This window comes from Paenibacillus sp. cl123 (genome assembly GCF_900101595.1).
Lineage (GTDB): Bacteria > Bacillota > Bacilli > Paenibacillales > NBRC-103111 > Paenibacillus_G.
The window spans coordinates 10336-25004 of the sequence record NZ_FMYY01000009.1 but is presented as its reverse complement, the minus strand read 5'-3'; the positions used below and the strand labels follow the sequence as shown (position 1 = coordinate 25004).

Here is a 14669-nt window from a genome sequence, read left to right as displayed (position 1 = left end):
AGCAAATAAACATTCGCCAGCCTACCGCCGGCAACGGCCAATTTGCGCCAAATCCAAAGTAATGATACTTTTTCGCTAAAGTGCCAACAAAATGAAACCGCTTTCCAAAAGAGCGGTTCTTTTGAGCCCTATGGCGGAATGCTATGATAAATGCACAGCCGGCATAACAGCCGAGGACAGAGGGGGATAAAGCGATGATCCATATGAAGAGAAGAACAGCGTTACTGGCCGCAGTTCTGGCCGTCGCTACGGCATTGACCGCTTGCGGAAATGGGGGAGGCGCGGGCGATACGGCGGGATCGAGCGAAGCAGGCAAAAATGAATCCGCTTCCAAGGAAGTAACGCTGCGCTTCAGCTGGTGGGGCAATGACGCACGGCATCAGGCGACACTGAAGGCGATCGATGCTTACACCAAGCTTCATCCTAACGTTAAGGTTGAGGCTGAATATATGGGCTTCGACGGCTTCTACAAGAAGCTGCTGACCCAGTTTGCCGGAGGGACGGCGCCTGACATTCTGCAATATTCGTACGAGTGGCATAATGACATGACCAATTTCCTGCTGGATTTGAAAACGGCCAAGGGACTGGATATCTCCGGACTTGCCCCGGATGTGATTCAAAATTTCGCTACCTATAAAGATAAGATGGTCATGATGCCGTCCGGCGCTTTTGCCGCTACCACCTTCTATAACCCCGCGTTCCTGGAGAAATTCGGTATCCCGGCCGATACGGTATGGACCTGGGATAAGCTGCTGGAGGAGGGCAAGAAGGTGCATGCCCAGGATGCCAAAGCTTATCTGCTGACGGCCGATATCGACGTGCTGAACAAGCTGATTCTGCAGCCGTATGTCGCCCAGTTGACCGGCAAACGGTGGATTGAGGACAGCTTCGAGCCGGGCTTTGACGCGGCACAGCTGCAGAAGGGCCTCGAATATGTCGCCGAGCTGTATAAATCGGGCGTCATCGAACCGTTTGGCGACAGCTCGGCCTTCGTCGGCAAGATGGAGCAGAATCCGAAGTGGATCAAAGGCGAGATCGGCCTGCTGATCGACTATGTGCAGAGCTATGACAAGTATAGGCAAGCAGTTCCCGGCAACAAGCTGGGGGTAAGCGCCTTCCCGATGGCGCCCGGCGCTCCGATCTCCGGCAACCCGATTATCGCGGGAACCGGCTTCGCGGTTAATCAGAAGTCGGCGAACACGGAGGAGGCCGTCAAGTTCGTTAACTGGCTGGCCAATGACAAGGAGGCGGCCCTGCTGCTCGAAACCCAGCGCGGCATCCCGGCTGCCGCTTCGGCCCGCCAGGCGCTGGAAGGTGCGGGCAAGTTGGACCCGAACATCACGAAGGGGCTGGACTACGCCAACAAAGCGAAGGCGATAGCCCCGAATATTATCAGCACCAATACGGAGCTGGCCCAGCTGGTCAAGGATACGCTGCAGAAGCTCATCTACCAGAGGGTGACGGCTGAGCAGGCTGCGGCAGAGATTATGAAGGAGCTGAGCAGCAGGCTGAAGGAATTGAAAGCGAAATAATAGCCTGGCTTCCGGGGAACGCGGCCTTGCCGGCCGCTTCCCACAAGCGGCCGTCCTCGCTTGGCAGGCACTGAAGCCGGCGTTTGCCGGCGTTTATACGCCGGGCATAGTCGAAGGCCCCCTGCCGAGGCGTGCGGTGGCGACAGAAAGGAAGGATCATCTTGAAGCGCATAACGATTCGCCCTGCCGTATGGGGGCTGCTGTTTATTTCACCCTGGCTGATCGGCTTTGCCTGGTTTCAGCTCTATCCGCTTATCTTATCGCTGTATTATTCGTTTACCGATTATTCGATCGTGAGAGAACCGAGATTCGTGGGGTTGTCCAATTACGTGAAAATCTTTACCGAGGATAAAGACTTCTTTCCCTCGCTTCGCGCAACCTTCGTCTACACGCTGATCGCCGTGCCGGCCAAGCTGGCGTTTGCTTTGCTGGTGGCGCTCATTTTGAATATGAAAGGCAAGTTCATCAATTTGTACCGCACTGTTTATTATTTGCCGTCCATACTCGGCGGCAGCGTGGCGATTTCTATTCTGTGGCGGTTTCTGTTTATGCGGGAAGGGATCGTGAATCAGGCGCTGTCCTTCCTCCATATTCCTGCCGTGGACTGGCTTGGCAGCCCGTCCGTCGCGCTCTGGACGATCAGCTTTCTCGTGGTCTGGCAGTTCGGCTCCTCAATGGTGCTGTTCCTGGCCGGCCTTAAGCAGATCCCGATGGATCTGTACGAAGCGGCGATGGTCGATGGCGGAGGGAGGCTGAGGATGTTTGCCTCGATTACCGTGCCGATGCTGACCCCGATCATTCTGTTCAATCTGGTCATGCAGACGATCGGGGCGCTGCAGGAGTTTACGGCCGCCTTCGTCGTGACCAACGGAGGTCCGATGAAGTCGACTTATTTGATCGGGCTTAAGATCTACGACGATGCGTTCCAATCGCTCAAAATGGGGTATGCGTCAGCCTTGTCCTGGGTGCTGTTCGCTATTATTCTGATGCTGACTCTGATTATTTTCCGCTCGTCCAAGTCGTGGGTCCACTATGAAGACGGGGGGAGAAGCTGATGTCTGCCAATTATGGGAAAGAGCCGCCTTTAGCCGCCCGGCTGATCAAAAACGGTCTGCTGGCCCTCTTCGGTCTGCTGATGATTTATCCGCTGATCTGGCTGTTTTTCAGCTCCTTCAAGACGAATGCCGACCTGTTCGGTTCGCTGGGCCTGCTGCCCGAGAGGTTCGTCTGGGACGCCTACGGCAAAGGCTGGACGGGCACGGGTCAATATTCGTATGCGGTGTTCTTCGGCAATACGCTGCTGATGGTTGTGCCGACCGTAGTCTTTACAGTTGTCTCCAGCGCAGTCGTGGCCTATGGGTTTGCCCGCTTTCAGTTTCCGTTGAAGGGTCCGCTGTTTGCTCTGATGATCTCGACGCTGATGCTGCCGCATGCGGTGATCATTATCCCGCGATACCTGATCTTCCGCGATCTGGGCTGGCTGGACAGCTACTGGCCGTTTATCGTGCCTGCGCTGTTTGCTTGTTATCCGTTTTTTATCTTCATGATGGTGCAATTTTTCCGCGGGCTGCCGCGAGAGCTGGACGAATCGGCGGTGATGGACGGCTGCAATCCGCTTACAATTCTGACGCGCATCCTGCTGCCGCTGTGCAAGCCGGCGCTCTTCTCGGCGGCAATCTTCCAGTTCATCTGGACGTGGAACGATTTCTTCAATTCCTTGATCTTCATCAACAGTGTCAAGAAGTATACGGTATCGCTGGCGCTGCGGATGACGATCGATTCCACGGGCGGCACGGTGGAATGGAACCAGATTATGGCGATGTCGGTGCTGGCCGTATTGCCGCCGGTACTTATCTTTTTCTTCTTCCAGCGGTATTTTGTGGAGGGGATTGCGACGACCGGCATTAAGGGATAAGCAAAAAGGGGCCGCGGTGGGGACTGCGGCTCCTCTTCATCTTTTTATCGAGGGGGAGGATATAGCTTATGAACCAGGAGAAGCGACGCAAGCCGAATGTCATTGTATTCTTCACAGACCAGCAGCGCTGGGATACGACAGGCCTGCACGGCAATCCGCTTGGCTTGACGCCGAATTTTGACCGTTGGGCGCTGGAGGGCACTCATCTGTATAACATGTTCACCTGCCAGCCGGTCTGCGGACCGGCGAGAGCCAGCTTGCAGACCGGCCGTTACGCGACGGATATCGGCTGCTACCGCAACGGCATCCCGCTTCCGCCGGAATGCCGGACATTGGCGCACGAGTTTGGCGACCTTGGCTACGATACTGCCTATATAGGCAAATGGCATCTCGCGGCCACCCGCACCGAGCCGGTGCCGGAAGCGCTGCGAGGCGGGTACCGGTACTGGCTGGCGGCCGATTCGCTGGAGCATACGTCGGATGCGTATGATACCGTGCTGTATGACGGAGAGAATCGCCGTGTGAAGCTGCCCGGCTACCGGGTCGATGCGCTGACCGACGCGGCCATCCGTTATATCGACGGGCAGCGGGAGCAGGCAGAGCCGTTTTTCCTGTTCCTGTCTTACCTGGAGCCCCATCATCAGAACAGACGCGACGACTATCCGGCCCCGAGCGGGCAAGAGGACCGGTACGTCTCGCGGTGGACGCCGCCCGATCTGGCGGAGCTAGGGGGCACCTCCCAGCGGCAGCTGCCTGGCTATTATGCGATGGTGAAGCGGCTGGACGAAGCGCTGGGCCGCCTTATGGACGCGTTGATCAGCCTGGATCTGGCGGACGACACGATCGTGCTGTTTACCTCCGATCACGGCTGTCACTTCAAAACGCGCAACGGTGAATACAAGCGCTCCTGCCACGAGAGCTCGATCCGTATCCCGGCTGCAGTATGGGGGCCATGCTTCCGAGGCGGCGGACGGATCACGGAGCTGGTAAGCCTGCTTGATCTGCCTCCTACGCTGATCGAGGCGGCGGGCGGGACCGTGCCCGCGGCTATGCAAGGCCGCTCGCTGCTGCCGCTCATGCGGCGGGAGCGGATGGACTGGCCGCAGGAGGCATTCGTGCAGATCAGCGAATCCCAGGTTGGCCGCGCCATCCGTACGAAGCGCTGGAAATACAGCGTATCGGCGCCGGATAAGGATGCGATCGCCGACAGCGGGAGCAGCCGGTACGCCGAGGAGTTCCTCTATGACCTGAAGGCTGACCCATGGGAGCTGAACAACCTCATCGGCAGCAGGGCCCATAACGAGATCAAGCAGTCGCTGCGCGAAAGGCTGCTGCGCCGGATGGCCGAGGCCGGCGAGCCTAAAGCGGTCATCGAGCCTGTGCCTGAGGAGCCGGTCGGTCAGCTTGCGCTGACGGCAAGGGATTTGGCAGATGAGTGAAGGAGCCTCCGGAGCTCCATGGTGGAATATGACGAAGAAGACCAGAGCGGGAGCTCTGGTCTTCTTTGGTCATTTCTTGAGCGCAAGAGAAAGACCGACAAATGCTGTAGGTTTATGGCGCAGAAAAAGCTTATGAAATTCCTTGCCCATGTTTGTCCCTGGAGCTGCTGCCTGTGCCTACGCTGCAATATCGGCCTCCGTCGCTATGAAAACGCCCGGTGGCCAGACGGAAGCCGTATTTAAAGCCCGTTCGGACGATATTGCAGTGTTTTTCCGCGATTTTGCAGTTGTATACTGAAATTGCCTGAACCGCGGTCCGATCGGGTTCATGGATACGGCACTTTATTATGCAGAGAAATGGGGTTTACAGCAAATGGCGAACAAACTGGTAAACAAGCCTTTTCGCGCGGTCATGCTGCTTTCGCTCATGTCGGCTGTCCTGCTCGGGGGCTGTCAGCAGACCGGAACGGAGCAGGCGGCACCCTCCGGCGCCGCCGGACAGAAGGAGGAACTGAAGCCCGTCACGCTGAAATATTATTTCTATGGAGCGGCCAAGCCGGGCGATCAGACCGTGTACGAAGCGATCAGCAAGCTGGTGAAGGAGAAGATCAACGCGACGGTTGAATTCATCAAAATTCCAAATAACGGCGATTACACACAGAAGATGACGATTATGGTCAATGCGCAGGAAGAGTTCGATCTTGCGTTCACGTCGCCCAATTATTTGAATTATTATGATCATGCAGCGAAAGGCTCCTTCGTGGATATTACGGAGCTGCTGCCGAAATATGCCCCTAAAACGTATGCCCAGTTCAAGCCGGAAATTTGGGAAGCGGCCAAGGTGAACGGCAAAATATATGCGAGCATCAATCAGCAGATATTTGCGCGCCAGGCCGGTGTTAACTTGTCCAAGCCGCTGGCCGACAAGTACGGGTTCGATCCCAAGGGAGTTGCCAAGCTGTCTGATTTAGCTCCGTTTCTCGAGAAGGTGAAGGCTGGAGAGCCGGCCGACAAGACGGATCAGCTGTATAATGCCCAGATTAAAAACCAAGTGTTCAGTTATTTATACCCGTATTATGAATGGGAGACGATCGGGGGCACGGATGTGCCGGGAGTTGCCAAGTCGACAGAGGCGAGCCCGAAAGTATTCAATGAATACGATACGCCTGAATTCAAGGATTTTATTATGACTAATAAGATGTTGATGGAGAAAGGGCTCATCGCCAAGGACGCGCTGACCCGGCCTACCTTCGACACCTCCAAGTATGCGGCCTCGCCCCTGGCAACCTTGATGCCGGGCATTGAGCAGAGCGTCAAGACCACGTATAAGAGCGATCAGTACGTCATCCCGTTCGGCAAGCCGATGCTCACTACGCCCAATGCGATCGCAACGATGACCGCCGTTTCCTCGACCTCCAAAAACCCGGAGCGCGCCCTGATGTTCCTGGAGCTGATGAATACGGACAAGGAGCTTTATAATCTGATGGTTTGGGGCATCGAAGGCGTGGATTACAAGAAGGTCGGCGACAACCGGATCGAGTCGCTGCCAGGCGCTAAGTATGGCCCCGCTCCAGGCTGGATGTTCGGCAACCAGTTCAACTCCTATGTCGTGGGTACGCAGCCGGACGATGTGTGGGAGAAGACCAAGGAACTCAACGAAACGGCGACCGTATCCCGGCTGTACGGATTCAACTTCAGTCCCGACAAGGTCAAGACCGAGATTGCCAACTGCGCGGCGATCATCAACGAATACAAGGCCAATTTCAACAGCGGCATGTATGGAGCCGATACCGAGAAGAAGCATGCCGAATTTCTCGCCAAGCTGAAGACGGCGGGGATCGACAAGGTGCTGGCCGAGAAGCAAGCGCAGGTAGACGCTTTTATCGCGCAGAAGAAGAAATGATCCCGGCTGTGCCGTCCGCCATTCCTTAGACCGGTTATCCAAATCATCCCCGGATGATTTGGATTTTCCTTTTTCCATGAGGAGCCCTGCTCACCTTACCGAGACTGCTTTCAATCAGGAGGATTCAGATGCTCACATTCATCGGTCGGAAACAAAGAAGGACTATGTTCAGTTACGCCAATCTGTTCCTTTCCTTCGCCGTTATCGTGCTGGCGGCCAACATCATCTTATCCTCCTCCATGCATATGAGCTATGAGCGCCACGCCGTCGATCTGGTGCAGACGTACACCGTGGAGGAGCTGTCGCAGATCAGCTACAGCACGAGCTTCATGTTCGAGGCGGCCAAGCTGACGCTGCTGCAGCTCTATGCGAATCCGGCCGTATTGAAGCTGATGAATTACTCGGATCTGGGGGAGCTGGAGGTGGCTTCTTTGCTGCAGCAGATCGGGGTCGTCCATATCAACATGCCCTTGGTCAACTCGATTTATATGTACAATAAGCAGGCGAACCGGATCTATTTCGACGGCAAGGCGTTTACGCTGGAGAGCTTTCCGGATCAGGATATTGTGGGCAAGCTGCAGACGAAGGGCGAGGTTGTCAATCTGCATCCGATGGCAAGACGGATTCCGGCGCCGGGCAACTACACCAGTCCGAGCATCGATCTCAGTCTCACGGATGACGTGTACACCTTCGTTTTCTATGACGGTCACGCAGACAAGATCGACGGAGCGATTGTGCTCAACGTGTCTCAGGAATGGATGAAAAACACGATCAAGTCGATGAACCCCGAGAGCAGCGGAGAAACGATTATTACCGATGCGGCTGGACGGATCGCGCTGAGCAATGACCGGTACGGATATTTGGAGGATTTGAACGCATATGCCGAGCTGCGGGATATTCTCCGCGACGGTCAGCCGTCCGGTTATGCGGTGAGGATGATCGACGGGGAAAAGTATGTCATCAGCTATGTTTCTTCTAAGCTGCATGACTGGAAATTTATCCGCTTTACGCCCTATGAGGCCGTGTCGGGCAAGCTCCAGCGAATTTTATGGACGACGATTGTTATTTTTCTGCTGGTTACGGTATGCTCCGTGCTGGCCGTTCTGTGGATCAGCAAAGCGGTCTACGGGCTGTTCAACCGCAAGCTCCGCGAGCTCGAGACGAAGTACGATGCCGAGAAGCATGCCGGCTTCGAGAAAAAGCAGCAGTACTTGCGGATGCTGACGACCCGCAAGCTGGATGACAGCGTGCACCGCAAGCGCTTTGCCCGTTTCCATATCCCGTTCAAGCTGGAGAACGGCTTTATGATCGTGATGCTGAGGATCGACCGGTATGACGAATATTGCAGCCGGTACAGTCTGGAGGACAGGGCGCTGCTGGCTTACGGCTTCATCAATATGATCGGCGAGCTGGCCGGGCCGTTGTTCCGGCATGAAGCTGTAGATCTCGGAGGCGGCAGTATCGCCGTCATCTTCAATCTGGACGATGAAGACGACGAAACGTTGACGGTTCGTATGGAGGGCCTGGCGAGAGAGATTCAGGACAAAATCGCTCATTATCTCAGGGTATCCCTCTCCGTATCGATCGGCGACAGGCTGGAGGAAATCTCCGATATTCCGGACAGCATGGCTTTATGCGCGGAAGCGCTGGAGTATAAGCTGTTTCATGGTCCGAGAGCTGTGCTGTACGCGTCCGGAGTCAAGGAAATGCGCAAGCGGGAATACGTCTTTCCCGAGCAAATATGCGCGGAGCTGCTGGACCAGCTGCTGGCGGGCAACAGGGAGGCGGCCTATGCCTGCAGCCGCAGCATCGTCGAGAGCGCGCGGGGCTATTCGCTGACCTCGCTGCAGACGGCTGTGCTGCAGATGGCGGTCTCGCTCAAGGAATCGCTCAAGAAGTATAACATCTTCGCGGACGAGATCAGCTATGTACCGTTTCTGGACATGGCCAGCCGGATCTCGTCCTATGAGACGCTGGAGGAGATCGGAGACAAGCTGGAGGGGCTGCTGTCGGATATTTTCGGCGTATTGTCCCGTTCGCTGGAGACGGTCAAGCGGCATGAACGGTACAGCGATATTTTGGATCAGGTGGACCGGTTTCTGGAGCAGGAATATGCAAGTCCGAGCCTCAGTCCGGAGATGATTGCCGACCATTTGGGCATTTCCGCCAAATATTTGCGTTCGCTGTACAAAAAAGCATCCGGCGAATCGCTGGGAGAGTCCATTAACCGGTACCGGATGGACCGGGCAAAGAGTTTGCTGGAGCAGACGGAAGCGTCGGTCCAGGAGGTCGCTCTTCGCAGCGGCTTTGCGAACATCAATTATTTCTACACCTTGTTCAAAAAATACAACGGCATCACTCCCAATGAATTCCGGAGCCTGAAGCTGGCTGAAGAGCCATAGGCGGGCTGCTCGGCCGCAGCCGCGGGAAAAACCGGGCATCCCTGCCGGATTTAAAGTCGGCTTGGACGAATTTGCAGTATTTTTGCGCAGCGAATGCCTCTATACTGAAGCCGTCCGCAAGGGCTTCGGATCGGCTGCGGTTAGCCGGATGAGGAAGCGAGCGGCGGAAAGGAGGAGCAGGTCAAGGCTTTCGTACGGAATGAAAATCCATATGGAACGAAGGGTGGATGAATGGTGTTCTATTCGACATGGAAACGATGGTTGGCCAAGACGCTTGCGATCAGCTTAATCACGGGGACGGTTATAACGGGTTCGGGACCTGAGGCGCATGCTGCCGAATCTCTGACAGCTCCGGGCGATATCGTTCATGAGGCCTTCGACGGCACGGCGACCGGCTCCAAGCCCGGCGGAGCAGGCTGGAGCTACAAGGAAGCCTTGGGCACGGTGTCGGTAGCCGAAACCCCGGATGCGGCCAACAAAAGCTTGAAAATCGAACGTACGGGCACGGACACGGCTACGAATCTGTACGCCCGCAGCGTGCTGGGCACTGCCCTGACGGGACAATATGTGGTACGGGCGAAGGTGATGGCAGCGCAGACGGACGCCACGATTATCGCGATGCAGCTCCGCTCGTCCGACAGCAAAGAGCTGGCGACCGTCGTCTTCACCACGGACGGCAATATCCGTTACCAGCTGGCGAGCGGAACGGTCATTATGCAGCCTTATGCATCCGGCGTATGGTATGACATCGCAGCCGTTGTCGATACCGGCGCGCGGCAGTACAGCCTGTTCATCGACGGCGTGAAAAAGGCGGGGCCGATCGACTTCAAAAATACCGACGCGTCAAATTTGAAGCAGACCGACTTTCAAGTATTTCGTACCACGACAGGAGCTGCATATTTCGACGACATCGATGTGTACACGCACAGTCTGGTCTTGAATAAAACGGCCGCGACGCTTGCTCTCGGCGACAGCGAGCAGCTAAGCGCGACGGTTCAACCTTCCTGGACTTCTTTGCAAGCGGTTACTTGGAGCTCGAGCGATAACGGAGTCGTGCGGGTGGACGGTCAGGGAAGGATGACGGCCTGGGGCGCGGGGACGGCTGTCATTACGGCGGCCGCCGAGGGAGGCGCGTATGCCGAGTGCACGGTGACCGTACCGGCAGGACCGGAGGTGCCGGTCACCGGCCTTGCCTTGAGCCGGCACGAGCTCACGATGTACACCGGGGATAGCCTGAATGTGTCGGCGGAGCTGGAGCCCTTCTATGCGACGAACAAAAAGATTCACTGGCAGTCTGCCCAGCCGTCGGTGGTATCTGTCGTGTACGACGTTTATGCCGGAACGGCGACCTTAAACGCCCTGACGGCCGGCGTCGGCACGATCACGGCGGTCAGCGAGGACGGGGCTTACAGCGACAGCATGCAGGTTACCGTGAAGCCGGGCGGGGATCTGGTCAACGAGCGCTTCGAGACTTACGCTCCCGGCACGAAGCCGGGCACGTTCAGCATCCCGAGCGCTGCGGGGGTGACCGCCGAAGTGGCGGATAATCCGTACTCCTCCGGCCGAAGCTTCCGCATCGAGAAGCCCGCTCCGACGGCCAACAGCTACAATGTCTCCAAAGCGCTGTCGGCCGGACATGCGAAGCTGAAGCTGTCCATCCGGGCGATGGCGAAGCAGACGGATGCCGTCGTCTATGTCGCCAATGTCCGCAACAGCGCGGGAGCGGCCGTCGCGCAGACAATTTTCCACAACAACGGCAAGATTGCGGTTATGCAAAATGGGGTATGGGAGGCTGTTCAGCCGTATGAGACGAACCGCTGGTACCAGTTCGACCTGGCCTTGAATGCGGCGACCGGCAAGTACGACTTGTACATCGACGGAGCTCTCAAGCGGACTGGGCTGGCGTTGATGACATCCGCCGATGAGTTTCGCAATCTCCAATTCGGTATGTACAGCCAAGCCGCTGGGACGGCTTATTTCGACGATATTCAGGCTTTCAGCTATAGGCCGGTAACCGGCTTCGGTTTAAGCGGCGTGCCGGCTGAGCTGGGACTGCACCGCACGACCGAACTGAAGCCGGACTTCGTGCCGGCCGATCCGACCTTCACCTCGGTGCTGTGGACGAGCAGCGATCCGGCTGTGCTGGCAGTAGACGAGCTTGGCCATGCTTCCGGGCTATCCGAAGGCTATGCGACCATCACCGGCACGACCGTGGACGGGTCATGGACCGCCAGCGTTCAGGTGCGGGTGCTGGTACGCCATCCCGCCAGCGTCTCGCTGAGTGCGACCGAGCTGGCTTTGCCGATTGGCTCTGACCGTCTGCTGACAGCTGCCGTGCTGCCTGCGGATTCGAGCAATCCGGCGGTCGCCTGGACGACCAGCAATCCTTCTGTGGCGACCGTCGACAGCGAAGGCCGCGTGACCGCGGTTGGAGCGGGCAGCGCGCAGATTACGGCTACGACGGCAGACGGAGGCCATGCGGCATCGGCTGTGGTAACGGCAGCGGCCCGGCAGCTTCAGGCCGCCTATTATGTATCGCCTAGCGGAAACGACGGCAATCCGGGAACGGAGGCAGCGCCATTTCAGACGCTGCAGAAGGCCAGAGACGCAGTCCGTACTGTCAATGCCGATATGACGGGAGACATCGTCGTGTATATGCGGGAGGGCAGCTACGTTCAGCAGGCGACGCTGTTGTTTGACGAACGCGATTCGGGCAGCAACGGCCACTGGGTGATTTACAAGGCTTATCCGGGCGAGAAGCCGGTCATCGAGGGCGGCAAGCGGATCACCGGGTGGACGCTGCATGATGCCGGCCAGAACATCTATAAGGCATCCGCCGGCGGCGACATCGAAACCCGGCAGCTGTATGTGAACGGCATCCGGGCCGTGCGGGCGAGAAGCGAAGGCGGGTTGACCGCGCCGGTCAAGACGGAGGGCGGCTATATATCCGACGATACGGCCATGACGGGCTGGGGACGGATCACGGATCTGGAATTCGTCTACAAAGCGGAGTGGACCAATCCGCGGATCGGCGTACAGGCTGCGGCGGTGGAGAACGGCAAGGCCGTCTTTACGATGAAGCAGCCCGGCTGGGGTTATGTGACGATCCGACCTTCGGTTGTCAACCCGTGGTATGTGGAGAACGCCTACGAGCTGCTCGACGAGCCGGGGGAATGGTATCTGGACCGGTCGACCGATACGTTCTACTATAAGCCTAGACCGGGCGAGTCGCTGAACACGGCCGAGGTGGTCGCTCCGGTCATCGAGGAGCTGATGAAGCTGGAGGGCACCACGCTGGATACGCCGGTGGACGGCATCCATTTCGAAGGCTTGACCTTCTCCTATACGACCTGGCTTCGTCCGAGCTCCGACATGGGCCATGCCGATGCGCAGAACAACCTGCTCCGCTACGGGATCGACAAGCTGCCGATCGGAGCGGTTACCGTCGAGAAGGCCTCGCATATCCGGTTCGAGCGCAACGAATTTTCGAAGCTGGGCATTATGGCTATCAAGATGGTCAACGGGGTTCAGGAAAGCTTGATCCGAGGCAACCGGTTCTTCGATATATCGGGCGGAGCGATCAATGTCGGGGAGACGACCAAGCTGGACACGGACATATCCAATCCGTCCGATCCGCGGAAGCTGCTTAAGAACGTGGATATTACGAACAATTATATCCACGACATCGGCATCGATTACCGCTCCTCTGCCGCCATCGGACTTGGCTTTGTCGTGGATGCGGATGTGAGCCACAACGAAATATTCAACGTGCCGTATGATGGAATCACGATCGGGTACGGCCTGGCGCATGTGAAGACATCGGCTCTGCGCAATGCGAAGCTTCATGCGAACTTTATCCATGATATTTTGGGCGAGCAGATTTATGACGGAGGGGCCATCTATACGCTGGGCGGCACAGGCGGTACGGCTGGCCATAAAAACGAGATCACGGAAAACTATTTGTGCAATCAGATGAACCGGTACGGGGTGATCTACAATGACGAAGGCTCCACGTACTGGAAAAGCGAGCGCAATGTCATCGATACCACGGAAACGCCGATGTGGGACGAGATTTTCCCGGCGACATGGGGCTTTGTCAACGGATCGCTGACGAGCCATGACATTTTGTTCGATACGAACTATACGACCACATCCGCCATCAAGACTGTCGGGGCCAGCGTATACGAGGTCAATACCCAGGTGTACCCGGATGCCGACTGGCCGGCCGAAGCGCTGGCGATTATCGCCCGCTCCGGGCTGGAGGCGGCGTACAAGGACTTGGCTGCAGGCATACCGGAGCGTATCGTGCTGCCGAAGAAGCTGGAGCTGGCATCTTCTAACGGCAGCCAGTTGACCGTCGCGGCGACGACGGGGAAGGATGAGCCGGTGACCTTGGCGGGCGCAAGCATTACCTATGCGAGCGAGGATGAGACGGTAGCCGAGGTGAATGCTTCGGGTTATGTAACCGCGACCGGTCCGGGCGCTACCCGCATCCGGGTTCAGGTGAAGCTGGGCGAGATGCTGTGGACGCGGCATGTCCCTGTGTACGTCGATGACGAGTACGACCGTATCGAGGTGTATTATGTACAAAATAAGGCGAAGCAGTTCCTGGGCGAAGAGTATGCCCTGCTGCGCGGCGGGGAGCAGAGGCTGATTGCCGAAGCGAAGTCCTTGTACGGACAGACGATGAACGTCACGGCTTTCGGCTACACGAGCAGCAATCCGTCCGTGGTGCAGATTGACGCGCAAGGCTTGCTCACGGCCGCAGCCGTAGGCAGCGCCGACGTGGAGTTTTCGCTTATGGTCGACGGCATTGAGCGGACGAGAACGATCGAGGTGAACGTGCTGCATTTCGGGAACCCGGCCGGTCTGGAGTATGATGCTTATTCGCTGGATGAAGTCATCAATGACCCGGACCGATGGCATGTGTACGCTAGCGGAAGCGGCAATCTGCAAGCGGAAACGGACAGCCTCACGATCGTCACGCCGAGCGGCTTCGCGACCTACCAGGGCGATACGTTCGAAGACGAGCTGCTGACGATGGATTTGCAGCTGGATTCGGACGGCGGCTGGCCGTCCCTGGCGCTGCGCATCCAGCAGCCCAACCAGCCCTTCACCTCCGCGACGAACGACCTTTACCTGATCTGCTTTAAGGAGGATGTCATCGAGCTGCACCGCTTCAACGGCGGAGAACGGACGGTCATCTACGGCAATATCAGCGGCTATACGAGCATCGGCGGACCAGGCATCCCGAACTATTTTATTCCGTTCCACGAGCTGCACCGCGTCCAGGTCGGAGCTGTCAATGAAAGCGGCGGCGTAAGGCTGATTTTGAATATCGACGGTGAAAATGTATTCTATTTCCTCGACACGGCTGCAGGCCGAATCGACGACCCTGGCTATTTCGGCCTCTACGCCAGATCGGGCAGCATGACGCTGAAGACTCCCCAAGAGTAGTTTAAGCCAGCGCAAATGAAC

The 14669-nt window shown here is 57.2% G+C and carries 7 protein-coding genes; all 7 read left to right on the top strand.

The annotated features are described in order from the left end of the window. Positions 1–194 precede the first annotated feature (194 nt). The 7 genes from BLR08_RS16105 (at position 195) to BLR08_RS16075 (ending at position 14648) form a co-directional block, all read left to right on the top strand. Positions 195–1532 (top strand): ABC transporter substrate-binding protein, encoded by a 1338-nt coding sequence (locus BLR08_RS16105; protein WP_072332904.1) that lies wholly within the window; start codon positions 195–197, stop codon positions 1530–1532. A 161-nt stretch (positions 1533–1693) separates the two neighbouring features. Beyond that, positions 1694–2587, top strand: coding sequence for a carbohydrate ABC transporter permease (locus tag BLR08_RS16100; RefSeq protein ID WP_256257701.1), 894 nt, complete (start codon positions 1694–1696; stop codon positions 2585–2587). Then, complete coding sequence (locus BLR08_RS16095; RefSeq protein ID WP_072332907.1) at positions 2587–3447, top strand: carbohydrate ABC transporter permease; 861 nt, start codon at positions 2587–2589, stop codon at positions 3445–3447. Before BLR08_RS16100 ends, BLR08_RS16095 begins: the two co-directional genes overlap by 1 nt. A 68-nt stretch (positions 3448–3515) precedes the next feature. Next, positions 3516–4886 carry a sulfatase family protein gene (locus tag BLR08_RS16090; protein WP_072332911.1) on the top strand — a complete coding sequence of 457 codons (1371 nt, stop codon included), beginning with the start codon at positions 3516–3518 and terminating at the stop codon, positions 4884–4886. Between the two features lie 373 nt (positions 4887–5259). After that, on the top strand, positions 5260–6789 hold the full coding sequence (locus BLR08_RS16085; protein WP_072332914.1) for an ABC transporter substrate-binding protein: 1530 nt from the start codon (positions 5260–5262) through the stop codon (positions 6787–6789). A gap of 128 nt (positions 6790–6917) precedes the next feature. Continuing rightward, positions 6918–9191 (top strand): AraC family transcriptional regulator, encoded by a 2274-nt coding sequence (locus BLR08_RS16080; RefSeq protein WP_072332917.1) that lies wholly within the window; start codon positions 6918–6920, stop codon positions 9189–9191. Between the two features lie 231 nt (positions 9192–9422). Continuing rightward, positions 9423–14648 (top strand): Ig-like domain-containing protein, encoded by a 5226-nt coding sequence (locus BLR08_RS16075; protein ID WP_072332920.1) that lies wholly within the window; start codon positions 9423–9425, stop codon positions 14646–14648. The last annotated feature ends 21 nt before the right edge of the window (positions 14649–14669 follow it).

Excerpts from the sequence above, each read along its gene's own strand:
- BLR08_RS16105 (WP_072332904.1), top strand. The coding sequence starts at position 195 with ATGATCCATATGAAGAGAAGAACAGCGTTACTGGCCGCAGTTCTGGCC.
- BLR08_RS16080 (WP_072332917.1), top strand. The coding sequence starts at position 6,918 with ATGCTCACATTCATCGGTCGGAAACAAAGAAGGACTATGTTCAGTTAC.
- BLR08_RS16085 (WP_072332914.1), top strand. The coding sequence starts at position 5,260 with ATGGCGAACAAACTGGTAAACAAGCCTTTTCGCGCGGTCATGCTGCTT.
- BLR08_RS16095 (WP_072332907.1), top strand. The coding sequence starts at position 2,587 with ATGTCTGCCAATTATGGGAAAGAGCCGCCTTTAGCCGCCCGGCTGATC.
- BLR08_RS16075 (WP_072332920.1), top strand. The coding sequence starts at position 9,423 with ATGGTGTTCTATTCGACATGGAAACGATGGTTGGCCAAGACGCTTGCG.
- BLR08_RS16090 (WP_072332911.1), top strand. The coding sequence starts at position 3,516 with ATGAACCAGGAGAAGCGACGCAAGCCGAATGTCATTGTATTCTTCACA.